Raw genomic sequence first — 23,917 nt, forward strand, 5'->3', positions numbered from 1 at the left:
GATGCGCGAAGTCATTCCTCTCTATTTCGCCACGCTCGACGGCGAGCAGCCATGTGCCTGGTCCCCCTTCGGCGTTCCGATGCGGCAGATGCAGGATTGCAAGAAGGAGATCATGCAGTCGAAGTACTCCAATTCGAAGCATTTCAGCGTCTCCATCTTGTGCGAGAAGCACGAAGCCATCCCGGACGAAGCGCTGTCGCAGACCATCGGGTGTCTGATCGACGCAAAATACCTGAAGCCGGAGAACAGGCGCTACATCGACGGCCAGTTCGTCGAGTTCAGCAACCGCCTGGACAGGGAGAAAATCGCGATATTGGGATTCGAGATCTACATCGTGGCCTCCGACCAGGAGCCGGAATGCGATCTCGATCGTGCCATGGAGTTCAAGGACAGGCTGATCCTGGCAGGCTTCGATCCTGACCGGCTCAGGGTCGATGTCGTCAGCGACCAGGCTTGCCTGACCAAGATATCCAAGCTGCGTCTCGTCAACATCAGGCATATGCAGAAAGCGATCAGTCTGCCGATGTTGAAGCCCTAGGAGGTCGTCGAGAATGGCAGCCAAGGACATCAAATTCGCCGGTGAAGCCCGCGACCGCATGCTGCGCGGCGTGGACATCCTCGCCAATGCCGTGAAGGTCACGCTCGGTCCGAAGGGCCGCAACGTCGTCCTCGACAAGTCGTTCGGGGCGCCGCGCATCACCAAGGACGGCGTCACCGTCGCCAAGGAGATCGAGCTCGACGACAAGTTCGAGAACATGGGCGCGCAGATGGTGCGCGAGGTCGCCTCGAAGTCCGCTGATGCGGCTGGCGACGGCACCACCACCGCGACCGTGCTGGCCCAGGCCATCGTCCGCGAAGGCGCCAAGGCGGTTGCCGCCGGCATGAACCCGATGGATCTGAAGCGCGGCATCGACCTCGCGGTCGAGGCGGTCGTCGCCGATCTCGTCAAGAACTCCAAGAAGGTCACGTCGAACGACGAGATCGCCCAGGTCGGCACCATCTCCGCCAACGGCGACTCCGAGATCGGCAAGTTCCTCGCCGACGCCATGAAGAAGGTCGGCAACGAGGGCGTGATCACCGTCGAGGAAGCCAAGTCGCTCGAGACCGAGCTCGACGTCGTCGAGGGCATGCAGTTCGACCGCGGCTACATCTCGCCCTACTTCGTCACCAATGCCGACAAGATGCGCGTCGAGATGGACGACGCCTACATCCTCATCAACGAGAAGAAGCTGTCGTCGCTGAACGAGCTGCTGCCGCTGCTCGAGGCCGTGGTGCAGACCGGCAAGCCGCTGGTCATCGTCGCCGAGGACGTCGAGGGCGAGGCGCTGGCCACCTTGGTCGTGAACCGTCTGCGTGGCGGCCTGAAGGTCGCGGCCGTCAAGGCGCCGGGCTTCGGCGACCGCCGCAAGGCCATGCTGCAGGACATCGCGATCCTGACCGGCGGCCAGGCGATCTCGGAAGACCTCGGCATCAAGCTCGAGAACGTCAACCTCTCCATGCTCGGCCGCGCCAAGAAGGTGATGATCGACAAGGAGAACACCACGATCGTCAACGGCGCCGGCAAGAAGGCCGACATCGAGGCGCGCGTTCAGCAGATCAAGGCGCAGATCGAGGAGACCACCTCGGACTACGACCGTGAGAAGCTGCAGGAGCGTCTGGCCAAGCTCGCCGGCGGCGTCGCGGTGATCCGCGTCGGCGGCGCGACCGAGGTCGAGGTCAAGGAGCGCAAGGATCGCGTGGATGACGCGATGCATGCGACCCGTGCGGCTGTCGAGGAAGGCATCCTGCCGGGCGGCGGCATTGCGCTGTTGCGCGCCAGGCAGTCCCTGAGCCGGGTGTTCAGGAGCAAGAGCGAGCCGGACAGCATTTCCGACCTCGCGATGTCTGACACGCACGATCTGGGGCGCTTGCTTCGTAAGCAGTCCTTGTTGAACAACAGGCTCTTGAACGAGATCTTCGCATCCATCGAGAAGCTGCTGAATTCCGACAGTCCGTTCGTCTATCCGGATTTCTTCTTTCAGCGTGTCCATCGTTTGCAGCTTCCCGATTCGCTCGAAGCCGAATTGATCGACTATCTGACAGAAATGATTCTCAACCTCAGAGAAAGGCGCGAATCCGCTCGCCGTCATTCACGGACGCGGGGAGCGGGCTGGCAATCTGCTCGGCAAAATCCGGATATCATGCATGGCTTTGGTATCGTCATGAAGGCGTTGGAAGCACCGGCGCGCCAGATTGCGGCAAATGCCGGAGCCGACGGCTCCGTCATCGTCGGCAGATTGTTGGAGCGGGATCAATATGCTTACGGCTATGACGCACAGTCCGACGACTACGGGAACATGATCAGCAAGGGAATCATCGATCCGACCAAGGTCGTGCGGACCGCCCTGCAGAACGCTGCCTCCGTTGCGGGCCTGCTGATTACGACCGAGGCGATGGTCGCCGAACTCCCCAGAGAGCAGGCGGCGGCTCCGGCCACGCCGTCCGGCGGCAGGATGAGCGGAATGGATTTCTGAGGCTCGCCCGAAACTCAGTTCGTTCGCGGCGACGTCACGAAGAACTGACGCCGCTCACGCAAGATCGCGATCCCAGGGCGGCTCCGGCGCGAAGGCCGCCGCGAGGTGGTCGATGAAGGCGCGTACCTTGGCCGAGGGCGTGCGATCCGGCAGGTAGACGGCATGCACCGCCAGCAGGTCCGATGGCGGCACCTCGAGCGTCAGCGGCACCAGCCGTCCCGCGCGGATCTCGTCGCCGACGATGAAGGTCGGCTGGTAGATCACGCCTTGCCCGGCGAGCGCTGCCGCGAGCAGCGCATCGCCATTGTTGGCGCGCAGATTGCCGCTCACGGTGACATCGACCGCGGCCTTGCCGCCCATGCGCCAGCGCGACGGGCCGGCCGCCGCCAGCGTGTAGCCGAGGCAGTTGTGGCCGGCGAGATCGGCCGTGGTGCGCGGCGTCCCATGCGCGGCGAGATAGGACGGCGCGGCGCAGACCATCATCCGGCATGGCGCCAGCCGCCGCGCCACCAGGCTGGAATCCTTGAGGGTGCCGATGCGGATCGCGAGATCCCAGCCTTCCTCGATCAGGTCGACCAGCCGGTCATTGAGCCCAAGCTCGACGCTGACGCCGTGATAGAGCGCGGCGAAGCCGGCGAGCAGCGGCGCGATCTGGCGCGTGCCGAAGGCGAGCGGGACGTTGAGTCGCAACAGCCCGCGCGGCTCGACGCGGTCGGCCGCGATCGCGCTCTCGGCCGCCTCGAAGTCGCCGAGCACGCGCTCGGCGAGGTCGAGATAGCGGCGTCCGGCCTCGGTGATGGTCAGCCGGCGCGTGGTGCGGTGAAACAGCTTGGTCCCTAGGCGTGTCTCCAGCGCGGCAAGGTGCTTTGTCACCATGGTCGGCGACATGCCGAGCAGGCGGGCCGCGCCCGACAGGCTTCCGGAGCCGGCCACCTTCGAGAGCACCTCCAGTCCGGTCAGCCGGTCCAACACTGGATCATCTCACTCTTATGGTGTGAACTGAATTTCCATTGTATCGGATTATCGTCTTTCGGGAAATGATCCATATGCTGGGCGTCCCCACCGGAGGTTCCGATGATCGATTCCCGTACCGCGCCCTATGCCGCGCTTCTGCTCCGCCTCACCCTTGGCGGGTTGTTTCTGGCCCATGCCAGCCTCAAGCTGTTCGTGTTCACGCCGGCCGGCACCGCCAAGTTCTTCGGCAGTATCGGCCTGCCACCCGAGCTGGCCTATCTGGTGATCACCGCCGAGATCCTGGCCGGCATCGCGCTGATCCTCGGCATCTACACCCGCTGGGTGGCGCTCGCCGCCGTGCCGATCCTGCTCGGCGCCATCTTCACCGTGCATGGCTCCGCCGGGTTCTTCTTCAACAATCCGAAGGGCGGCTGGGAGTATCCGGCGTTCTGGGCGGTGACCCTGGTGATCCAGGCCCTGCTCGGCGACGGCGCCTACGCGCTGGGCGGCCTGCGCAGCAGCCTTGCCGGCGGTCAGTTGCGCAGCGCGCACTGACACGGACAGTTGGGGTCGCTGACTGTTGCCACACTTTCGCTGTCATCCCCGCGAAGGCGGGGATCCATAACCACAGGCGGAACTGGTGTGGGAACGACGGTCGATACTCAGCCTGCCTCGAGTGTCGATCACGCGGTATGGGTCCCTGCCTTGGCAGGGACGACAGCTGTGGTTTTGGCGCGCTATCTTGACGACGTGATCTTGACGACGTGTCAGCAGTCCGAGGAGAGATGACATGACCCTTCCCAGCATCTTCCTGTCGCACGGCTCGCCGATGCTGCCGCTCACGGATTCGGCGGCGCGTGACTTCCTCGTCAGCCTCGGCGGCCGCCTGCCGCGGCCGAAGGCGATTTTGGTGATCTCGGCGCATTGGGAGACCGACATCCCCGCCGTCAATGCGGTCGCCACCAACGAGACGATCTACGATTTCTACGGCTTTCCCCGTGAGCTCTATCAGTTGCGCTATCCCGCGCCGGGAGCGCCCGATCTCGCGCAGGCCGTCGCGGCGCGGTTGCAGGCGGCCGGGCTGCCGGTCGGCATCGACCGCGAGCGCGGGCTCGATCACGGCGCCTGGGTGCCGCTGCTCCTGATGTACCCGCAGGCCGACATTCCGGTGCTGCAGCTCTCGATCCAGACCGAGCGCGGGCCGGCACATCATCTCGCACTCGGCCGCGCGCTGGCCCCACTGCGCGACGAGGGCGTGCTGATCATCGGCAGCGGCAGCTTCACCCATAATCTCGGCGAATTCCGCAAGCGCCGGCTCGACATCGACGACCCGGCGCCGTCCTGGGTGGTCGACTTCGCCGACTGGGTGCACAACGCCGCGATCGAAGGCCGCGTCGACGACCTCGTCGACTACCGCCGTCTCGCCCCGCATGCGCGCGACAATCATCCGACCGACGAGCACTTCCTGCCGCTGTTCGCTGCACTCGGCGCCGCGGGCGAGGGCGCCCGCGTCGAACGGCTGCACAACAGCGCCAATTACGGCGTGCTGCGCATGGACGTCTATGCGTTCCAGGGGCTTTCTCAGTCTTAAACCGGGCCAATTCTGGAGGCGAGGCAAAGAGATAAGCAGAGCTCGGGAAGCGTCAGACGTTCAAGCCTGCCGCTGTATTTTAGCCACGCCCAAAGGTTAAAATCATCTCTCGGGTTAGGTACGGGCTTGTCCGTACAACCCCGAATATGCATATCATCGAAGACTTCGGTGGCCCTGGAACCATATTTGTAAGAAAATGTTGGAATTTCAACAGCATCATGCTGGGGCCGCCCCACGGGGAGTAGCCATGGCTGGATTGACACTGGAACAGATTGCTGAGAAGGCGAAAAATCACCGAGTGAGCCCCGCTGAGCGAAAAGCCCAGCGAGTGAGTCTGATCATGGGTCTTCGCTCTAAAAACTCGACCTTAACCAGAGATGAGGTCTCGAGTTTCTTGGACCAAAATGAGGGGCATGAAACAGCCGAAAAGAAAGTCGGTTGACACTGGAAAGTTGACAACCCCTAATAGAAGGGCCCAGCTGTTGCTGGGCTTTTTTTATTGGTCGGGAAAATGCTCGATAGTAATTGGGAATTGATAAACGGGCCATCGGCCCATCATATTGAACAACTCAACGCGGCCAATAGCATCAACGTGCTGGAAGCACTCGTTACTTTGCTGATCCACTTCAATCAGCCGGATAAGTTGCCGTTGGCGCCAAACGAAATGGCTCTTCGCGAGCTTCACAGGTGCGGAACGTTGTTTTTGCTGAACAAGCCTGGTGAATATCGGGACGTGCCGGTCCAAGTCGTAAACGTAGAGACGGGCGAAGTCGTCTATCAGGCTCCGCCTTGGGAGCAGGTTTCGCGATTAATGAAGGAGTTTTTTGAAGAACTTCAAGCAATTTGGCGCGGCGGAGATGCTTTGGATGCAGCTGCTTTCGCCCTCTGGCGAATCAACTGGGTCCATCCGTTCAAAAATGGGAATGGTCGAACCGCCCGTGCTTTTTGCTATGCGTGCCTGAACGCTCGATTAGGCGTTATATTGCCTGGCACTACCACTGTGATCGATCAGATTATGCTTACGAGGCCTGACTACGAAGCAGCTATCCGCGTTGCCGATCAAGCTGCTGCCGCGGACCCAGCCGCACGAGAATTAGCTCAGATGAAAGATTACTTGAACCGATTGCTGCAAGTTCAGATCGCCAGCATTCCTGAGTCGTGATTGGTGCTCGCGAGATGAAGTTCGTCGGCTAGCGTAACGTACGCATCCTTGCCCGTCGGGTTACTTTGTCGCAGATCATTTCGCTTGCGTCGTCGGGCAAATCACCGCGATCCTCTCGCGCATCCCGCCTCATCATGAAGGGGCGTTGCGCGCGATCGTCACGACACGCGGGGCGGGGAGCGGTGGCCGCGAGGGCTCGCAGCATGTCCTGGGCAGCATGTCTTGGATATGCGGACGAACGATGTTCTTGCGGACGTGAAGTTGCAGGGTTCTGATACCTCGACGCTGGTATCTCCGCACGATGTGCGCAAGCGCATTGTCGCGCATGGCGGCCAAAAAGCCCGAGCGCCAGGAAGCCTGCATATAAGCGTGAAGACCATCGCGCAGGGAGGGCCGGGCGATCTCGGCTGAACCTGTGGTACCTGCCGCCTGCATTTTTTTGAGCAGGCGGGCCACGGGCGCGGCCGGCGCCCGGCCTTCCCTGCGCCCTCCTGTTCGATGAGGGTGGGTGAGCAAGCAAAGCTCGGGCGCAGATCGCGCTGCGGGGACGTGCAACCATGATCCGGCGAAGCTCGCCACATACGCGGTGTCGTCCCGGCCTTGAGCCGGGACCCATAACCACCGGCGGGAATGAGACGCGCAACTGTCAGCCATGTCCCTCGTGAGATCGCGCGGTATGGGTCCCGGCGTTCGCCGGGACGACAGCGGGGGCAGAGGAACAGTGCACCGCACACATGACCTCGCAGGTAGCTGACACCGCCGTCGCCCGCGCAGAAAATCCTTGACCCATTCGCATGCAGATGATGCGAAGGATGCACCAGGGAGTGAAACAACAACAATGCGCCTGCCGTTCTATTATGGCTGGGTCATCGTCGCCGTGACCTTCGTCACGATGGCCGTCGGGGTCAATGCGCGCACCGCGTTCTCGCTGTTCTATCCGCCTGTTCTCGCCGAATTCGGCTGGGACCGGGGTGTCACCGCCGGCGCGTTCTCGTTCGGCTTCGTTGCCTCGGGCATCGTCAGTCCGCTGATCGGACGGCTGATGGATCGCACCGGGCCGCGCGCGGTGATGGAACTCGGCGTCGCGCTGATGGCCGGCGGACTGTTGCTGGCGCCGCTGACCTCGCAGCCCTGGCATCTCTACATCACCATTGGCGTGATGGTCGGCGCCGGCAGCGTCTGCCTCGGCTATTCCGGCCAGTCCTTGTTCCTGCCGAACTGGTTCATCCGCCGCCGCGGCCTGGCGATCGGCATCGCCTTCGCTGGCGTCGGCATCGGTTCGATGACGCTGTTGCCGTGGGTGCAGCACATGATCGCGCAGACCAACTGGCGCACGGCCTGCACCGCGATGGGCGTCGTCGTGCTGGTCGTGCTGGCGCCGATCAATCTCTTGCTGCGCAAGAAGCCGGAGGAGATCGGCCTGCGTCCCGACGGCGACGCCGCGCCGCTCGCCAATGCGGCCAAGCCGGTCTCCAACGTCGTCGACGCCGCCTGGGCCGGCACCGACTGGACGTTGTCGCGCGCGCTGCGAACGGGTCGGTTCTGGTGGCTCGCGCTCGGCTATTTCTTCGGCCTCTACGTCTGGTACGCGGTGCAGGTGCACCAGACGAAATACCTGCTCGAGATCGGTTTCAGCTCGAGCGTCGCGGTGTGGGCGCTCGGCGCGGTCAGCCTGCTCGGGATCCCGGGCCAGATCGCGCTCGGCCATCTGTCGGACCGCCTGGGGCGCGAGGCGGTGTGGGGATTGGGCTGTCTCGGCTTCGCGATCTGCTTCGCCGCGCTGATCGCGCTCAAGGCCGCGCCGTCGCTCATGCTGATCTACATCATGGTGGCGACGCAGGGCGCGCTCGGCTACGGCCTGACCTCGGTGATGGGCGCGGTCGCGCTGGAGATATTCCAGGGCGCGCATTTCGGCAGCATCTTCGGAACGCTGATGCTGATCGGGCTATGCGGCGGCGCAGCAGGGCCGTGGGTGACCGGCGTGCTGTATGACTACACCCTGAGTTATACGCCGGGCTTCGTGATCGCCTTCCTCGGCGCCTTCGTCTCGGCGGCGGCGATCTGGATCGCGGCCCCGCGCCGGGTCCGCCTCGTTGCCGGCCAGTTGCACAGGTTAAAGACGGCGGGGGCTGCGGCATGATGTGTGAACTAGCCGGTTGCCATCGCGGCGCGGGCGTGAGCTAATCGGCCAATCCAGGGAGAGGGACCCCATGAACGAGCATGTTCAGGCCGCCAAGGCCGCGCCGCTGTTCAATCCGCTGTCGCCGGAGTTCATCCGCGATCCCTATCCCTTCTATGCGCAGCTGCGCGACAACGACCCGATGCATGTGACGCCGTTCGGGGCGTTCCTCGCCAGCCGGCATGCGGAATCGAGCCTGGTGCTGCGCGACAAGCGCTTCGGCAAGGACTTCGTCGCGCGTTCGATCCGGCGCTACGGCCCTGACATCATGAACGAGCCGATCTTCCGCAGCATGAGCCATTGGATGCTGCAGCAGGATCCGCCGGATCACACGCGCTTGCGCGGCCTCGTGGTGAAGGCATTCACGGCCCGCCGCGTCGAGGACATGCGGCCACGGATCCAGGCGATCGTCGATTCGACGCTCGACGAGATCATCCCGCGCGGCCGGATGGACCTGATCGAGGACTTCGCGTTCAAGCTGCCGGTCACCGTGATCTGCGACATGCTCGGAATTCCCGAGGAGCACCGCGAAGCGTTCTACAAGAGCTCGCGCGAGGGCGGCCGGCTGCTCGAGCCGGTGCCGCTGTCGAAGGCCGAGATCGCCGAGGGCAATGCCGGCAACGCGGTATCGAAGGCGTATTTCCAGCACCTGTTCGAGCTGCGCCGGAAACATCCCGGCGACGACCTGACGACGCAGCTGCTGCAGGCCGAGGAGGACGGCGCCAAGCTCAGCAATGAGGAGCTCACCGCCAACATCATCCTGCTGTTCGGCGCCGGGCACGAGACCACGGTCAACCTGATCGGCAACGGCCTGCTGGCGCTGCACCGCAATCCGGACCAGCTGGCGCTGTTGAAGGCGCGGCCGGAGCTGATCACCAACGCGATCGAGGAGTTCCTGCGCTACGATTCCTCGGTGCAGCTCACCGGACGGGTGGCGCTCGAGGACATCGAGGATCTCGGCGGCCGCCGGATCCCCGCGGGCGAGAGCGTGCTGTGCCTGCTGGGCTCCGCCAACCGCGATCCTGCGGTCTATCCGGATCATCCGGAGCAGCTCGACATCACCAGGGCCAACGTGAAGCCGCTGTCGTTCGGTGGTGGCATCCACCATTGCCTGGGGGCGCAGCTCGCCCGCATCGAGGCCGAGATCGCGATCGGAACCCTGCTGCGCCGGCTGCCGGAGTTGAAGCTGGACGATCCCGACAACCCGGAATGGCGGCCGACCTTCGTGCTGCGCGGCCTGAAGCGGCTGCCGGCGCACTGGTAACCATCTTCGTTAACGGAATTGTGCAACGCCCCCGGAAATACCGACAGCGCTGTGACTTCGCCATACTTAATCCTATATGATGCAGCGCTCCGGTATCGATGCCAGTGGGCCGCGGCCGTATTGGCTTTAAGGTTGGGACGCCGGAGCGTTGTCCTTTGAGGGAGACCCCGTGCAGACGACCCTGCTCGGCTTGGCGATTGCCTTCATCCTTGCGCTCCTTGCTGCGCTGATCGGCCCGTACTTCGTCGACTGGAACCAGTTCCGGCCGCAGTTCGAGGCCGAGGCGGGCAAGATCATTGGCGTGCCCGTGCGGGTCGCCGGTGCGCTGGACGCACGGCTGTTGCCGACGCCGACCTTGCGGCTGCGCCAGGTCACCTTCGGCGGCGCCAACGATCTCGGCAAGCTGCGCGCCGACAAGCTCGACGTCGAGCTCAGCCTCGGCGATCTGATGCGCGGCGAGTGGCGGGCGAACGAGCTCACCATCGGCGGCATGGCGGCCGATCTCGGGCTGGATGCCAAGGGCCAGGTCGACCTGCCGGCCGCGTCGGGCCGGTTCAATCTGGCGGCGCTCGCGATCGACCGGCTCAACCTCACCGGCCGAGTCGCCCTGCACGACGCCGCCAGCCGCTCGACGCTGGAGCTGACCGACATCGTCTTCTCCGGCGACGTGCGTTCGCTGGCCGGCTCGCTGCGCGGCGACGGCGCGGTGTCGATCCGCGGCGGCCGCTACCCCTTCCGGGTGTCGTCGAGCCAGGACAAGGACTCCAACGGCCTGCGCGTCCACCTCAACATCGACCCGGGCGAGCGTCCCGTGATGGCCGACATCGAAGGCCTCATCAGCTTTCCCAACCGTTCGCCGAAGTTCGAGGGCGCGCTGACCCTGTCGTCGCCCCCGAAGGAGCAGGGCGCCGACAACGACAAGCCCGCCCAGTCAGCGAAGGAGCCACCGGCGAAGCAGGCCCAACAGGCCAAGGCCCGTCCGCTGAGCCAGGCTGGCGCGACGCCTTGGCGCATCGCCACCAAGGTCGTCGGCGACCAGGCGTCGGCCAAGCTCGACCAGATCGAGGTCAGCTTTGGCCAGGAGGATCGTTCGCTGAAATTCGCGGGCAGCGGCGACATCCGTTTCGGCGCCGCCCCCGTGCTGAAAGCCTCACTGTCCGCACGCCAGCTCGATGCCGACAAGCTCCTGGCCGGCGGGGACGACATCAAGGACCGGCGGGCGATCGCGCCCGCGCTGGTGCTGCCGGCGCTGCGCAACTGGATTGCACAACTGCCGACCTTGCCGATGCCGGCCAACGTGCAGTTCGCGACCGAGCAGATCATGCTCTCCGGCCGTCCGGTACAGAACTTCACCGCCGACCTGCACAACGAACCTTCGGCATGGAGTCTCGAGAAGGTCGACCTGCGCGCGCCCGGCTCGACGCGGCTGACGTTCCGGACCATCGGCATCTCGACCTCGGTGACATCGGGCTTCACCGGCGCGCTCGATCTCGAATCGTCGGAGCCCGACACGCTGGTGGCCTGGCTGCAGGGCCGCAGCGACGGCAGCTATCGCACCCAGCGTCCGCTGCGGCTGCGTGGCGACCTCAACGTGGCGCCGGAGCGGGTCGCGATCGACAGCCTCAAGGCCGATATCGACGGCGGCTCCGTCGACGGACGCGTCGCTCTCGTCAACCGGCCAGCGGGGCCGGGCTCGCGTTTCGAGGCGGTGCTGAAGGGCGATCGGCTCGATCTCGACGCCGCGATGGCCGTGACGCGCTCGCTGGTCGGCGTCACCGGCGAGTGGCCGGCGGAGGCCAGTGTGGCGCTCGACGTCGCCCGCGCCAAGCTCAGCGGCCAGGAGCTGCGTCCGCTCACCGCGCGCTTTTCCTATGATCCCAAGACCATCGCCATCGACCAGATCAAGTTCGGCCAGAGCAGCGGCGTGACGAGCGAGGGCTCCGGCCGGTTCGATCGCGCCGACGCAACCGGACGGCTGGTGGTGACCTCGATGGCCGGCTCGCTCAAGGAGATCACGGCGCTGGTGCAGCCGCTCGCGCCGCAGATCGCCGCCCGCTTCGATGCGCTCAGTATGCCGCCCGGCGCCGCCCGGCTGAAGCTCACGCTCGATCTCGCCAAGGACCCAGCCAACGCCGATCGGAGCCAGGCCAAGGCGGTGCTCGATCTCGACGCGCCACGATTGAAGGGCTCGGCGACGCTGACGGCCAAACCCTCGGCCGCGGCGCTGCGCAGCTTCGAGGTCGATGCGATCGATCGAACGGAGCTTGGAATCGAGAGCCGGGTGTCGTCGGAGCAGGGCAGCGCCGTGCTGGCGCTGCTCGGGCTCGATCGCGTTGCGGCGGCGGACACAGGTCCGGCCCAGTTCGATGCCAGCGTGACCGGCGGCTGGCGGGCGCCGCTGCGGGTGAATGCCAAGCTCTCCGGCGCCGGTCTCGATGGCGATGCGCAAGGCACTGTCGATCCCTGGGGCGACACCGCAAAGGCCAACGTCAATCTGCGCCTGCGCAGCGCCAACCTGTCGCCCTTGTTTGGATTGAAGCCGCAGGATCCGGGCGCGCAGAACGTCCGCCTGTTCAGCCGTCTCGGTCTTTCCAACAATCGCCTGACGCTCGACGACATCGACAGCACGGTGGGTGGATCGCGGCTGCGCGGCCGGCTCGCGCTGGTGCTCGACGACGACAAGCAGATCGAGGGCGAGCTCGGGCTGGATGCGCTCGACGTGCCGCAAGTGGTATCGGTGCTGATCGGAGCGGCCGGGCGTGAGCCCGCCGAGCCTCTCGGCGCAGGTCTCTTGAAGGGGTGGCGCGGGCGTGTCTCGTTCCAGGCCCTCAGCGGCGCCATTCTGAATGGCATTGATCTGCATCCGCTGGGCGGCGCCATCAAGAGCGACGGCCAGTCGCTGACCATCGAGAACCTCAAGGGCAAGCTCGGCGGCGGCGACGTCGCCGCGACCATCGATGCGCGCTCCAACGCGAATGGTCTCGTCCTGAACGGCCGCGTCGAGCTCGCCGGCATCGACGGCAACGCGCTGCGCTATCACAGCCTGAAGATGCCGGCCGGCAAGGTCTCGGCCCAGATGACGCTCGCCGCCGAAGGACGCAGCGTGCAGGCACTGGTCAATGCGCTCTCGGGCAATGGCACGGTGACGCTCGACAATGCGGCGCTCCCCAATCTCGACCCGCGGGCGTTCGATGCGGCGTTGCGCGCGGCCGACGCCGGCCAGGTGAGCGACGACGGCAAGTTGCGGCAGGTGATCGAGCCGGTGCTGACGTCGGGGACGTTGCCGGTCGCGTCTGCTCAGATCCCCTTCATCATCCGCGACGGCCGGCTGCGGGTCGGCGCCACCACGCTCGACGCGCAAGGCGCCCGCGTCATCGTGTCCGGCGGCTTCGACATTCCGGCGGACAATGCCGACATTCGCGCCAGCCTGAGCGCCAATACGGTCGGCAATGCCAACAGCCGTCCGGAGATCCAGTTGTTCGTGGTCGGGACGTCCGAGGCGCTGACGCGCGCGGTCGACGTCACCTCCCTGTCGTCGTGGCTGGCGGTGCGCGCGATCGATCGCGAAACGCGGCGTCTGGATGCGATCGCGCGCGGCGAGGTGCCGCCGGCCTATCCATCGTCGACGGCGTCGCTGCCCGGTGCACCCGAGGCTGGCCCGGCGGCACCGAGCGCGGCCGACGTGCCGCTGCCCGGTCGTGATCCACGGCGCGAGCCGCGCGCCAAGCTGGGTGGTCCGCGCGCCGTCGTGTCGCCGCTGACACCGCCGCTCTCCGCTCCCGCCCCTGCGCCTCAGCCGGCGGCACCGATGGCATCGAGCCAGCCGCAAGTCGCGCCTTTGCCGCCGCCGGTCGAGATCAAGCCCGCGCCGGGGGCGCTGCCGCCGCGCCCACGGCCGGTGCCGCGCCCGCCGGTCGTGCTGACGCCGCCGGGCAGTCCGTGATTCCGGCCGAAGGCGTGCGGGGACCGCGCCGATGATGACCTTGCGACAGGTCGAGGTCATTCGCGCGGTCATGGTGACGGGCACCATCAACGGCGCCGCGCGCCTGCTGAAGGTGTCGGCGCCGGGTGTCAGCCGTCTGGTGAAATACACCGAGCGCTCGCTCGGCATCCGCTTCTTCCAGCGCCAGAACGGCCGCTACTTTCCGACGCCCGAGGCGCAGAACATCTTCGAGCAGATCAACAGCGTCTACGAGAAGGTCGACGATCTCAGCTACATCATCTCCAACATCGGCCGCGGCGCGCTGTCGGAACTGCGCGTCGGCTCGGTGCCCAGCATCTCCCAGGTGATGGTGCCGCGCGCGATCGAGCGCGTCCGCCGCCGCTATCCTGATTTGGGCATCGACATCAACATCCTCAAGATCGAGGAGGCGATCGACTATCTGATGCTGGGCAAGGGCGAGTGCGTGGCGATGAGCTATCGCCTCGATCATTCCGGGCTCGAATTCCTTCCTCTCGCCTCAGGCGAACTGTTCTGCATCGTCCCGCCAGGCCACGAGCTAGCCGGCCGCAAGCAGGTCTCCGCCGCGGAGATGACTCGCTATCCGTTGATCGGCATCGATCCCAATGACCCTTACGGCCGGATCATGGCCGAGATCTTCGCGCGCAACAAACTCAGCTACAACATCTCGATCAAGGCGCGCTTCGGCACCACGGTCTGCGCGCTGGTGAAGGCGGGGCTCGGCATCGCGGTGATTGACCAGTTCACGGTCGCGCATGGCGGCTATCCCGGCATCGAGCTGCTGAAGATCGCCGAGCCGACGCGGTTCGACACCTACATCGCGGTCAAGCGCGGCACGCCGCTGTCGCTTTACGCGGAGCACTTCATCGACTGCCTGCGTGCCGAGATGCGCGCACTGGAGCCGGGCCGGCGGCAGGTTGCGAGGCCGGGGAAGGCGGCGCTCGTCAAAAAATAACATGATGTTAGGTTCAGCGGATATTTGGGTAATTGTGTTAGCTGGCGGACGCGCTATCGTCCGCGACGCCATTCATCGCTCGTGCGGCGATCGCGCGAGCGGCAGCAGAGACTGAAGCCAACGTGCCCGATCTTTCCGCGCTCAAAGCCCGCAAATTCCTGACCGGCCTGATCGGTGCGCCGATCGCGCATTCGGCCTCTCCTGCCATGCACGAACATGCCGCGGCGGCGCTCGGCGTGCGCTGCCACTACCAGCTCATCGAGGTGGCCGGCGCCGACCGGGCCGGTCTGTCCGCGCTGCTGGAAGGCGTGCGCCGGCTCGGCTTTGCCGGGGTCAACGTGACCTATCCTTACAAGGAAGCCGTGGTCGAGCTGCTCGACGAGCTCGCGCCGAGGGCGGCGGCGATGGGCGCGGTGAATACCGTCGTCGTTCGCGACGGCCGGCTGATCGGCCACAACACCGACACCACCGGGTTCGAGCGAGCCGTCGCGCCACTCATCAGCCAGACCGATCGCGGCGTCGTCGCGTTGGTCGGGGCCGGCGGGGTTGGCAAGGCGATCGCCTTCGCACTTGCAAACCTCGGAGTCGCCGGCCTGCGCATCTACGACACTGAGCGCACGCGCGCCGAGAAGCTGGCGAGCCTGCTGCCGGTCGGCAACACGGTGACGGTCGCGGACAGCGTCGAAGCGGCACTGCACGGCGCAGTTGGCGTCGTCAACGGCACGCCGATCGGGATGTTGCCGAACCGCGGTACGCCGGTGCCTGATCATTTGTTGCGCGCCGACCTCTGGGTCGCCGACGCGGTCTATTCGCCGCTCTGGACGCCGCTGCTGAAAGCCGCCAAAGCCAGGGGAGCCCGGGTCCTGCTCGGCCGCGAGCTCGCGATCTACCAGGCCGCGGACGCGTTCGAATTGTTCACCGGCCTGGCGCCCTCGACCGAGGCGATGGGGGCTGCGTTCGACAACCACATGGCGGAGAGATATCCGGCGGTTGACGCCGCCTGAGCCGACGGCCAATACGCGCCGGAACAAGTCGTTCAAGCAAGAAACGCAAACAAGCGTTTAAGTCAGAGGAGGAAACAACGTGAGATCGATCATCCTGGCTGGCCTGTGCTCAGCCACGCTGCTGTCCGGTGCCGCCTACGCGCAATCCGGCGCCCCCATCAAGATCGCCGATGTCGCCGAGCTCTCCGGCGGCGGCGCGACCGTCGGCAACAACTGGAAGAACGGCATCGACCTCGCCGTCGAGGAAATCAACGCCAAGGGCGGTATCCTCGGTCGCAAGATCGAGGTGAGCCACGCCGACTCGCAGTCGAACCCCGGCGTTGCGCGTGCGCAGGTGCAGAAGGCGCTCGATGGCGAGCCCTACGTGCTGCTCGGGCCGGGCTATTCCGGCTCGGTGAAGGTGACGGCGCCGCTGGCGGCCGAGGCCGGCATCACCCAGATCATGGGCGGCGAGGCGGCCGAGCTCACGCAGGCTGGCAACAAGTTCCTTTTCCGCACGTCGTTCGGCCAGCAGTCCTCGATGCCGAAGGTCGCCAAGTACATCAACGACGAGCTGAAGGCGAAGTCGGTCGCGGTGGTCTGGGTCAACAATGATTTCGGCCGTGGCGGCCGCGACGTCATCACCAAGGAGTTCAACCGTCTCGGCATCAAGGTCGCGGCCGACCTGTCGACCGAAGCCGGCCAGGCGGACTTCGCTGCCGACGTCAGCAAGATCAAGGCGGCGGCGCCGGACGCCGTTTTCATCTACGTCAACGAGGAAGAGAGCGCGCGCATCCTGAAGGAGATCAAGCGCCAGGGTGTGACTGTGCCGCTGATCGGCGAGACCACGCTGGTCGGCCAGAAGGTGATCGAGCTCGCCGGTGATGCCGCCAACGGCGCTCGCGGCCACGTGGGTCTCACCACCGACGCACCGATCGAGGCCATCAAGGCGTTCCGCGACCGCTTCGTGAAGAAGTACAACTACGTGCCCGATCACAACGGCATCAAGGGCTATCTCGCGATCTACATGGTCAAGGCCACGACCGAGAAGATGGGCAAGGTCGACTCCAAGGCGTTCGCCGACACGCTGCACGGCCTGACCATCAAGACCTCGGCCGAACCGAACATCCTGATGGATGTGACCTTCGACCAGAACGGCGACATCGATCGCCAGGGCTTCCTGGTCGAGGTCGTGGAAGGCAAGCAGGTCGTGAAGCAGGTGTTGCCGAAGCTCAACTGAGGACAACGGTCGATCGGCGGCGCCGGTGTGGTGATGTCCGGCGCCGCCGTCACCCAAGGGCTCACGGGGAAACCATGTCCAATCTGCTCGACCTGATCGTGGCGGGACTCGCCACCGGCGCCATCTACGCGCTGGTCGCCGTCGGCTTCACCTTGCTGTGGCAGACCTCGCAGACCATCAACTTCGCCCAGGGCGAGTTCGTGATGCTGCCCGCCTTCCTGATGCTCGCGGTCATGCATCTCGGCGCGCCGTTCTGGCTCGCGGTGCTCGCCGGCGTGCTGCTGTCGGCGCTGCTGCTCGGTCTCGCCTTCAAGATGCTGCTGGTCGATCCGATGCTGCGGCACGGCGTGCTGCCGCTGGCGATCGCCACCATGGCGCTGGCGATCGGGATCAAGGAGGCCGTGAAGCAGTTCTTCAGCGCCGAGGCCTCGCCGTTTCCGTCGATCGTTCCCGCGGGCGATATCAGCGTGCTTGGCCGTGTCATCTCGCTGCAGAGTCTCGGCGTGCTCGCCGTTGCAATCCTGGCCGTCGTCGGCCTGACCACGCTGCTCAATCGCACCTCGCTCGGCCACCAGATGCAGGCGGCGGCGCAGAATCCGACGGTGGCGCGCATCATCGGCGTTCCCGTCGAGCGCATGATCCTGCTGACCTTCCTGATCAATGCCGTGCTGGTCGCGCTGGCCTCGCTGCTGATCACGCCGATCTACCTTGCCAAATTCTCGAGCGGCGAAGTGCTCGGGCAGGCGGCGTTCATCGCCGCGATCGTCGGCGGCTTCAACCAGGTGCGCGGCGCGATCGCCGGCGGTCTCCTGATCGGTGTCGTCGACAACCTCGCCGCGGCCTACGTCTCCACCCAGTATCGCGCGGCTGTTCCGATGGTGCTGCTGATCCTTGTCATCCTGTTCCGGCCGCAGGGCCTGCTCGGACGAGCCGAGGAGCGCACGGTATGACCCGGAACGGCAGACTGCTCCTCGCCGCGCTGGCGATCGTCGTCATTGCTGGCCTGATCATCATCCCGATGAACTTCAACCGCTACGGCCTCTATATCCTCAGCCAATGGGCGGTGATGACCATCGCCGCGATGGGGCTCAATCTCACGCTCGGCTATGCCGGGCAGGTGTCGCTGGCGCAGGGCGCTTTCGTCGGCATCGGCGCCTACGGTGCCGCGATCCTCACCACCCATGGCTGGCCGCTGATATCGGCGCTCGGGCTCGTCATCATCGTCTGCTTCATCGTCGGCTGGCTGTTGGGCTATCCGGCGCTGCGCGTGCAGCATCACTATCTCGCCTTCGTCACGCTCGCGTTTTCGACCCTGGCGTTCCTGGTGTTCCGCAACGAGAGTTGGCTCACCAACGGCATCTACGGCATCAGCAACATTCCGCGCCCCGAGATCTTCGGCTTCCCGACCCGCAAGCCGCTGCCGTTCTACTATCTCTGTCTTGGCTCCCTCGGCCTCGTGACGCTGGCGATGTGGTGGCTGATCCGCTCGCCCTGGGGCCGCGCCTTCATGGCGCTGCGCGAAAATCCGATCAGGGCGCAATCGCTCGGCATCGACACCAGACGCTACACGCTGATGGCGTTCGCGATCGGCTCGGTGCTCGGCGGCATCGCCGGAGTGCTCTATGCGCCGCTGACGCAATATGTCGATCCCGTGCCGTTCAACCTGCAGCTCTCGCTCGATCTCCTGATGATGGTGATCGTCGGCGGTGCCGGCTTCATGCTCGGGCCGTTCCTCGGCGCCATGATCGCGGTGCTGCTGCCGGAGTGGCTGCGCTTCGCCGAGGGCTATTATCTGATGCTCTACGCGGCCGCCGTGATCGTGCTGCTGATCTATTCGCCGAGCGGCATTCTCGGCATCCTCGACCGCTATCTCAGCTCACGGCGCACCCAGGCCGCATCCGCATTGCGGGCGGCGGCTCAATCCAAGCTGGAGGCCGCGCGATGACCGCAGTCCTCGACGTTCGCGACGTCAAGAAGAGTTTTGGCGGCATCACCGCCGTCAACGGCGTCAGCTTCGACGTGCAGGAGGGCGAGATCCTCGGCCTGATCGGCCCCAACGGCTGTGGCAAGTCGACGCTGTTCAACTGCATTCTCGGCCAGCTCGTGCCGAGCGGGGGCGAGGTGAGGGTGGACGGCAAGCTCGTCACCGGCCAGCGTCCGTCCGAACTGAACCGCCTCGGCGTCAGCCGCACGTTTCAGCTCTTGCAGGTCTTCCCGAAGCTGTCGGTGCGCGACAATCTGATCCTCGCCGGCCAGGAGCATCGCGGCAGCATGCTGTCGCGCCTGTTTGGTCCGTCGGATGCAGGGCTCACCGAGACCGCCGATCAGATGATCGGCTTCTTCAAGCTGGAGCATCTCGCCAACGAGCCGGCCGGCGGCCTGTCCTACGGGCAGCAGAAGCTGCTCGATGCCGCGATGGCGTTCATGGGCGGTCCACGGCTGGTGCTGCTCGACGAGCCCGCCGGCGGCGTCAATCCGACCATGCTCGGCGATCTCAAGGACCGGCTGATCGCGATCAACCGCGAGCGCCGCGCCACTTTCGTCGTGATCGAGCACAACATGGAGTTCGTGATGTCGCTGTGCTCGCGCGTGATCGTGATGGCGGAGGGCAAGGTGCTGGCGATCGGCAAGCCCGACGAGATCAGGGCCAATCCGGCCGTGATCGAAGCCTATCTCGGACACTGACGGAGCCGACGATGAGCGATCCCATTCTCGACGTCCAGAACCTCGTCGGCGGCTACGGCAAGATGACGATCCTCAACGGCACGACGTTCTCGGTGCCGGCGGGATCGATCACCACCGTGATCGGTCCGAACGGTGCCGGCAAGTCGACGGTGTTCAAGGCGATCTTCGGTCTGTTGAAGCTGCGCGAAGGCAAGGTCATCTTCAAGGGCCGCGACGTCACCGGCTTCAGCCAGCGCGCGCTGCTCGGCGCGGGCGTCTGCTACATCCCGCAGGGCCGCAACATCTTCGGCGAGCTGTCGGTGCGCCACAATATCGAGCTCGGCGGCGTTGCCGCGCCGCGTGAGATCGATCTTGCTGCGCGCGTCGAGGCGGCCCTCGACGTGTTTCCGGTGCTGCGCAAGAAGGCGGATCGGCAGGCCTCGACGCTGTCCGGCGGCGAGCAGAAGCAGCTCGAGATCGCGCGCGGGCTGCTGCTCGAGCCGCAGCTCGTGCTGATCGACGAGCCGTCGATCGGGCTGTCGCCGTTGATGGTGCAGCAGACCTTCGACATGCTGAAGCAATTGCGCGACCGCGGCGTCTCGGTGCTCCTGATCGAGCAGAATGCACGCTCGGCGCTGGAGATCTCGGACTACGGCATCGTGCTCGAGCTCGGTCGCACCCGCATCATCGACAAGGCCGATCGCGTGCTGGCCGATCCGCGCATCGGCCAGCTGTTCCTGGGCGGCGCGATGGAGGAGACGGCGGCATGAACCAGCGCTCGATCGCCACGGTCTCCATCTCTGGCGCGCTCGACGAGAAGCTCAAGGCGATCGCTGCCGCCGGCTTCGACACGGTCGAGATCTTCGAGAACGATCTGGTCGCGTTCGGGATGCGGCCGCGCGAGATCGGGCAGATGTGCCGCGACCTCGGCCTTTCGATCTGCGCCTATCAGCCGTTCCGCGATTTCGAGGGCATGCCGGAGCCGCAGCGCGCGCGCAACTTCGTCCGTGCCGAGCGCAAATTCGACCTGATGCAGGAGCTCGGCACCGACCTGCTGCTGATCTGCAGCAGCGTGTCGCCGGCCGCGCTCGGCGGCATCGACCGCGCCGCCGCGGATTTCCACGAGCTCGGCGAGCGCGTCGCGAGGCGCGGCTTGCGCGTCGGTTACGAGGCGCTGGCCTGGGGCCGCCATGTGCACGACTATCGCGATGCCTGGGAGATCGTGCGCCGCGCCGATCACAAGGCGATCGGCGTCATCCTCGACAGTTTTCATGCGCTGGCGCCGGCGCTGCCGACCAATGCGATCCGCGCCATCCCCGCCGACAAGATCTTCCTGGTCCAGTTGGCCGACGCACCCAAGCTCGAACTGGACGTGCTGTCCTGGAGCCGGCACTTCCGCAGCTTTCCCGGGCAGGGCGACCTCCCGGTCGGCGAGTTCATGGAGGCGGTCGCCGCGACCGGCTATTCCGGGCCGCTGTCGCTGGAGATCTTCAACGATCAGTTCCGTGCCGGCTCGGCGCCACGCACAGCGCTCGACGGCATGCGTTCGCTGCTGCTGTTGCAGGATGACCTCGCCGGAAAAATCCCCGCGGCGTCGGCAGAGCCCCGCTTCGCGCCTCGCGTGAAGAGCCACGGCATCGGCTTTGTGGAATTCGCGGTCAGCGAGGACAAGGCGGAGTCGCTCGCCGCATTGTTCGGGCAGCTCGGCTTCCGCAAAACCGGGCGGCATCGCAGCAAGGCGGTGCAGCGCTGGTCGCAGGGCGCGATCGAGCTGGTGATCAATTGCGAGCCGGCGAGCTTCGCGCATTCGCACTATATCACGCACGGTCCCGGCGTTTGCGCGTTGGCGTTGGATGTCGACAGTGCGGACCGTGCCATGGCGCGGGCGCAGTCCTTGAAGACGCGCACCTTCACCCAGCCGGTCGGGCCGGGCGAGCTGGAGATCCCGGCGATCCATGGTGTCGGCGGCAGCCTGCTGTATTTCCTCGATACCCACGGCCGTCACTGGGATGTCGACTTCGAACCGGTCGCCAGCGACAAGACGACTGATCGGCTCTTGGCCGTCGATCACATCGCACAGTCGATGCCGCATGAGGAGATGCTGTCCTGGCTGTTGTTCTATGCCGGGATCATCGACTTCTCGCGCCTGCCGCAGATGGAGATCGCCGATCCCAGAGGCCTCGTGCAGAGCCAGGCGATCGTCAACGGCGATCGCAGCCTGCGCTTCATCCTCAACGGCTCGACGGCGACGCGCACGCTGTCGTCGCGTTTCATCTCCGAGTTCTTCGGCTCAGGCGTCCAGCACATCGCCTTCGCCTGCGACGACATCTTTGCAGCCGTGGCCGAAATGCGCGCCCGCGGCGCCGGCTTCCTCGACATTCCCGACAACTACTACGACGATCTCGAAGCGAAATACGATCTAGCGCCCGAGACCATCGCGGCGCTCCGCGCCAACGAGATCCTGTACGACCGCGACGGCGACGCGGAGTTCTTCCAGGTCTACACCCACATTTTCGAGGAGCGCTTCTTCTTCGAGATCGTGCAGCGCCGCAACTACCAGGGCTTCGGCGCCGCCAACGCCGCGATCCGGCTGGCGGCGCAGGCGCGCGAGGTGCGGCCGGACACGATGCCGCGGCTGTAGCTCAGGGCTCCGGCCGGATCCCAGGCAGACTGACGATTGCCGCCGCCAGGTCTTCGATCACCAGCCGGACGCGCGCGATGCCGGCGCGCTCCGGGACGATCAGCATGCTGAGCGGAACCGACGGCAGCCTGTAGTCGGGCAGGAGCACCGTCAGCCTGCCCTCGGTGATGAGATCGTCGACCAGCCAGGCATGGGCTGCGGCGATGCCGCGCCCGGCCAGCACGGCTTCGCGCACCGCGAGGCCGTGATTGGTTCGGAAGCGGCCGCTGAAAGGCACCTCGTGGCGCTGGCCGTCGGCGGACACCAGCGCCAGCACGTCGCTGCCGGCGACATTGGGCATGCGGATGCCGTCATGGCCGAGCAGATCCTGCGGTACGCGCGGCGTGCCGCGTCCTGCCAGATAGCCCGGCGCCGCCACCAGCAGCCGGTGCGAATGGCCGAGTGCGCGCAGCTTCATCGAGCTGTCAGTGAGCGGCGCGAGACGGAGCGCGATGTCGACGCCCTCGCGCACCAGATCGATGCGCTCGTCGGTCAGATTGAGATCGATCGCGATGTCCGGATAGCGGTCCTGGAACGCGAACACCAGCCGGGTGATGTGCAGGATGCCGAACGCGGCCGTGCAGGAGATGCGGATCGTGCCGCTGGCGGCTCCACGCGTGCCGCGCGCCTCGTCGCCGGCCTGCTCGATCAGGCGCAGGATCTGGACGCAGTTGGCATAATAGAGGCTGCCCTCGGTGGTCAGGGTGACGCGCCGGGTGGTGCGGCTCAGCAGGGGAACGCCGATCGCGTCTTCAAGCTCCTGGAGATGACGCGAGATGGTGGACTGACCCAGCCCAAGCTCACGCGCGACGGCCGACAGGTTGCCCCGTTCGGCGACGCGAACGAAGCTGCGCATGTTGACGATGCTGACGTCCAACTTATCCATAATTCAGCATAATGTTATCGATAGCAGCCATATAGTGGATGAACGAGGCCGGGTCTATCTCCTGGATTGTTCCAGCCAAGGGATCAAGCCATGAATGTGCTGCTCGTCTTCGCCCACCCCGAACCCCGCTCGCTGAACGGCGCCCTGCGCGACGCCGCTGTCGCCGAGCTTCGGTCGCAAGGTCATCAGGTCAGGGTCTCGGATCTCTATGCGATGGGCTGGACGGCGGCCGCCGACCGCGCCGACTTTCCGCAACTGCCGCCCGATGTGCGCCTCAACGTCGCCACGGCCTCCGGCGAGGCGTTCGAGACGCACTCGCTCACCGACGACGTCAGGGCGGAGCAGGAGAAGCTCCTATGGGCCGACGCGGTGATCCTGCAGTTTCCGCTGTGGTGGTTCACGATGCCGGCGATCCTCAAGGGCTGGGTCGACCGGGTCTATTCCTACGGCTTCACCTACGGCGTCGGCGAGCACAGCGACAAGCGCTGGGGCAACCGCTATGGCGAGGGCGTGTTCGCCGGCAAGCGCGCGATGCTCGTGGTGACCACCGGCGGCTGGCAGGAGCACTATTCGGAGCGCGGCATCAACGGGCCGATCGACGACCTCCTGTTTCCCATCAACCACGGCATCCTGTTCTATCCCGGCTTCGACGTACTGCCGGCCTTCGTGGCGCACCGGGTGAACCGGCTCGATGAGGCGGGCTTCGCGGACATCGCCGCGCGGCTCCGCGCGCGGATGCGGACGCTGTTCACGGATCAGCCGATCCCGTACCGGCGGCAGAACCACGGCGATTACCTGATCCCGTCGATGCAGCTGCGTCCCGAACTCGGGCATGCCGACGCGCGCGGCTTCGCGCTGCATGTCGACGCTGTGCGATGACGTTGC

General features: G+C 65.6%; 19 protein-coding genes. 17 read left to right on the forward strand and 2 right to left on the reverse strand.

All coding sequences use genetic code 11. From position 1 onward, the window contains the following. Nucleotide 1 precedes the first annotated feature (1 nt). Complete coding sequence (locus tag ACQR10_RS23165; RefSeq protein ID WP_315802157.1) at nt 2–538, forward strand: hypothetical protein; 537 nt, start codon at nt 2–4, stop codon at nt 536–538. 13 nt (nt 539–551) lie between these two features. After that, nucleotides 552–2,513 carry a chaperonin GroEL gene (groL, locus tag ACQR10_RS23170; RefSeq protein ID WP_316217701.1) on the forward strand — a complete coding sequence of 654 codons (1,962 nt, stop codon included), beginning with the start codon at nt 552–554 and terminating at the stop codon, nt 2,511–2,513. Between the two features lie 54 nt (nt 2,514–2,567). On the opposite strand, the gene ACQR10_RS23175 is transcribed toward groL, so the two are convergent. Then, the gene (locus ACQR10_RS23175) at nt 2,568–3,485 is read right to left on the reverse strand and encodes a LysR family transcriptional regulator (protein ID WP_316217700.1); all 918 of its coding nucleotides are present in this window, start codon (nt 3,483–3,485) and stop codon (nt 2,568–2,570) included. Nucleotides 3,486–3,587: 102 nt separating this feature from the next. Between ACQR10_RS23175 and ACQR10_RS23180 the strand changes: the two genes are divergently transcribed. From ACQR10_RS23180 to ACQR10_RS23245, 14 genes are all read left to right on the forward strand, one after another. Beyond that, a complete protein-coding gene (locus tag ACQR10_RS23180) occupies nt 3,588–4,022 on the forward strand; it encodes a DoxX family protein (RefSeq protein WP_315805528.1) in 435 nt (144 codons plus the stop codon). A 235-nt stretch (nt 4,023–4,257) separates the two neighbouring features. Then, nucleotides 4,258–5,058: a DODA-type extradiol aromatic ring-opening family dioxygenase gene (locus ACQR10_RS23185; RefSeq protein WP_316217699.1), complete on the forward strand. Its 801-nt coding sequence runs from the start codon at nt 4,258–4,260 to the stop codon at nt 5,056–5,058. 511 nt (nt 5,059–5,569) lie between these two features. Beyond that, the gene (locus tag ACQR10_RS23190) at nt 5,570–6,220 is read left to right on the forward strand and encodes a Fic family protein (protein ID WP_316217698.1); all 651 of its coding nucleotides are present in this window, start codon (nt 5,570–5,572) and stop codon (nt 6,218–6,220) included. Between the two features lie 838 nt (nt 6,221–7,058). After that, complete coding sequence (locus tag ACQR10_RS23195; RefSeq protein ID WP_316217697.1) at nt 7,059–8,360, forward strand: MFS transporter; 1,302 nt, start codon at nt 7,059–7,061, stop codon at nt 8,358–8,360. A gap of 70 nt (nt 8,361–8,430) precedes the next feature. After that, the gene (locus ACQR10_RS23200; RefSeq protein WP_315805531.1) at nt 8,431–9,663 is read left to right on the forward strand and encodes a cytochrome P450; all 1,233 of its coding nucleotides are present in this window, start codon (nt 8,431–8,433) and stop codon (nt 9,661–9,663) included. 169 nt (nt 9,664–9,832) lie between these two features. Then, the gene (locus ACQR10_RS23205) at nt 9,833–13,606 is read left to right on the forward strand and encodes an AsmA family protein (protein WP_316217696.1); all 3,774 of its coding nucleotides are present in this window, start codon (nt 9,833–9,835) and stop codon (nt 13,604–13,606) included. A 31-nt stretch (nt 13,607–13,637) separates the two neighbouring features. Next, complete coding sequence (locus ACQR10_RS23210) at nt 13,638–14,579, forward strand: LysR family transcriptional regulator (protein ID WP_316183616.1); 942 nt, start codon at nt 13,638–13,640, stop codon at nt 14,577–14,579. 122 nt (nt 14,580–14,701) lie between these two features. Continuing rightward, complete coding sequence (locus tag ACQR10_RS23215) at nt 14,702–15,583, forward strand: shikimate dehydrogenase (RefSeq protein WP_316183615.1); 882 nt, start codon at nt 14,702–14,704, stop codon at nt 15,581–15,583. Between the two features lie 79 nt (nt 15,584–15,662). Next, the gene (locus ACQR10_RS23220; protein ID WP_315805535.1) at nt 15,663–16,802 is read left to right on the forward strand and encodes an ABC transporter substrate-binding protein; all 1,140 of its coding nucleotides are present in this window, start codon (nt 15,663–15,665) and stop codon (nt 16,800–16,802) included. A 74-nt stretch (nt 16,803–16,876) separates the two neighbouring features. Continuing rightward, on the forward strand, nt 16,877–17,752 hold the full coding sequence (locus ACQR10_RS23225) for a branched-chain amino acid ABC transporter permease (RefSeq protein WP_315805536.1): 876 nt from the start codon (nt 16,877–16,879) through the stop codon (nt 17,750–17,752). After that, on the forward strand, nt 17,749–18,747 hold the full coding sequence (locus ACQR10_RS23230; protein WP_316217695.1) for a branched-chain amino acid ABC transporter permease: 999 nt from the start codon (nt 17,749–17,751) through the stop codon (nt 18,745–18,747). The genes ACQR10_RS23225 and ACQR10_RS23230 overlap by 4 nt, the downstream gene beginning before the upstream one ends. After that, nucleotides 18,744–19,487: an ABC transporter ATP-binding protein gene (locus ACQR10_RS23235; protein ID WP_316183612.1), complete on the forward strand. Its 744-nt coding sequence runs from the start codon at nt 18,744–18,746 to the stop codon at nt 19,485–19,487. Before ACQR10_RS23230 ends, ACQR10_RS23235 begins: the two co-directional genes overlap by 4 nt. A gap of 11 nt (nt 19,488–19,498) precedes the next feature. Next, the gene (locus tag ACQR10_RS23240) at nt 19,499–20,236 is read left to right on the forward strand and encodes an ABC transporter ATP-binding protein (RefSeq protein ID WP_316183611.1); all 738 of its coding nucleotides are present in this window, start codon (nt 19,499–19,501) and stop codon (nt 20,234–20,236) included. Beyond that, nucleotides 20,233–22,107: a bifunctional sugar phosphate isomerase/epimerase/4-hydroxyphenylpyruvate dioxygenase family protein gene (locus ACQR10_RS23245; protein ID WP_316183609.1), complete on the forward strand. Its 1,875-nt coding sequence runs from the start codon at nt 20,233–20,235 to the stop codon at nt 22,105–22,107. Before ACQR10_RS23240 ends, ACQR10_RS23245 begins: the two co-directional genes overlap by 4 nt. A 1-nt stretch (nt 22,108) precedes the next feature. On the opposite strand, the gene ACQR10_RS23250 is transcribed toward ACQR10_RS23245, so the two are convergent. Beyond that, nucleotides 22,109–23,032: a LysR family transcriptional regulator gene (locus ACQR10_RS23250; protein WP_316183608.1), complete on the reverse strand. Its 924-nt coding sequence runs from the start codon at nt 23,030–23,032 to the stop codon at nt 22,109–22,111. Nucleotides 23,033–23,122: 90 nt separating this feature from the next. Here ACQR10_RS23250 and ACQR10_RS23255 point away from each other — a divergent pair, with 90 nt between their 5' ends. Then, nucleotides 23,123–23,911 carry an NAD(P)H-dependent oxidoreductase gene (locus tag ACQR10_RS23255; RefSeq protein WP_316217694.1) on the forward strand — a complete coding sequence of 263 codons (789 nt, stop codon included), beginning with the start codon at nt 23,123–23,125 and terminating at the stop codon, nt 23,909–23,911. Nucleotides 23,912–23,917 lie beyond the last annotated feature (6 nt).

The organism is Bradyrhizobium sp. HKCCYLRH2060, assembly GCF_051168135.1.
Taxonomy (GTDB): Bacteria; Pseudomonadota; Alphaproteobacteria; order Rhizobiales; family Xanthobacteraceae; genus Bradyrhizobium.

Bases quoted from the DNA above. Each gene is read 5' to 3' on its own strand.
- ACQR10_RS23250 (WP_316183608.1), bottom strand. From the start codon at position 23,032: ATGGATAAGTTGGACGTCAGCATCGTCAACATGCGCAGCTTCGTTCGC.
- ACQR10_RS23200 (WP_315805531.1), top strand. From the start codon at position 8,431: ATGAACGAGCATGTTCAGGCCGCCAAGGCCGCGCCGCTGTTCAATCCG.
- ACQR10_RS23235 (WP_316183612.1), top strand. From the start codon at position 18,744: ATGACCGCAGTCCTCGACGTTCGCGACGTCAAGAAGAGTTTTGGCGGC.
- ACQR10_RS23180 (WP_315805528.1), top strand. From the start codon at position 3,588: ATGATCGATTCCCGTACCGCGCCCTATGCCGCGCTTCTGCTCCGCCTC.
- groL (WP_316217701.1), top strand. From the start codon at position 552: ATGGCAGCCAAGGACATCAAATTCGCCGGTGAAGCCCGCGACCGCATG.
- ACQR10_RS23240 (WP_316183611.1), top strand. From the start codon at position 19,499: ATGAGCGATCCCATTCTCGACGTCCAGAACCTCGTCGGCGGCTACGGC.
- ACQR10_RS23255 (WP_316217694.1), top strand. From the start codon at position 23,123: ATGAATGTGCTGCTCGTCTTCGCCCACCCCGAACCCCGCTCGCTGAAC.
- ACQR10_RS23230 (WP_316217695.1), top strand. From the start codon at position 17,749: ATGACCCGGAACGGCAGACTGCTCCTCGCCGCGCTGGCGATCGTCGTC.
- ACQR10_RS23185 (WP_316217699.1), top strand. From the start codon at position 4,258: ATGACCCTTCCCAGCATCTTCCTGTCGCACGGCTCGCCGATGCTGCCG.
- ACQR10_RS23195 (WP_316217697.1), top strand. From the start codon at position 7,059: ATGCGCCTGCCGTTCTATTATGGCTGGGTCATCGTCGCCGTGACCTTC.
- ACQR10_RS23210 (WP_316183616.1), top strand. From the start codon at position 13,638: ATGATGACCTTGCGACAGGTCGAGGTCATTCGCGCGGTCATGGTGACG.
- ACQR10_RS23225 (WP_315805536.1), top strand. From the start codon at position 16,877: ATGTCCAATCTGCTCGACCTGATCGTGGCGGGACTCGCCACCGGCGCC.
- ACQR10_RS23165 (WP_315802157.1), top strand. From the start codon at position 2: ATGCGCGAAGTCATTCCTCTCTATTTCGCCACGCTCGACGGCGAGCAG.
- ACQR10_RS23190 (WP_316217698.1), top strand. From the start codon at position 5,570: ATGCTCGATAGTAATTGGGAATTGATAAACGGGCCATCGGCCCATCAT.
- ACQR10_RS23245 (WP_316183609.1), top strand. From the start codon at position 20,233: ATGAACCAGCGCTCGATCGCCACGGTCTCCATCTCTGGCGCGCTCGAC.